We start from the raw sequence: 233 nt of genomic DNA, 5'->3' as shown, positions 1-233 counted from the left end.
AGGCTACAAAACGATCACACAGCAAAAGACTGTCGCTCAAACGTCACCTCTTATCAAGCCAATTGCTACTCAGCGCGCGGAAAGCAAAATCGCCTCAATGCAAAAGCTGCCTAGTGATATCTGCCAACGACTTATTAGCATAGCGGATAAAGCCTTATATGAAGCCAAGCACCGTGGTCGCAATCAAGTTGTCAGTGCAAATGAGATGTGGGCCGAAAAAGAAGGCGGTAAGC

The 233-nt window shown here is 47.2% G+C and carries 1 pseudogene; it reads left to right on the top strand.

Annotated elements, in window-relative coordinates:
* Positions 1–233, top strand: a pseudogene (locus tag AAEY83_RS18785) (hypothetical protein); the annotation flags it as partial.

The sequence above is a fragment of the Psychrobacter sp. TB20-MNA-CIBAN-0197 genome (assembly GCF_040309765.1).
Taxonomy (GTDB): Bacteria; Pseudomonadota; Gammaproteobacteria; order Pseudomonadales; family Moraxellaceae; genus Psychrobacter; species Psychrobacter submarinus.
Note: the sequence above shows the minus strand (reverse complement) of the source record. Positions and strands in the feature narration are given on the sequence as shown.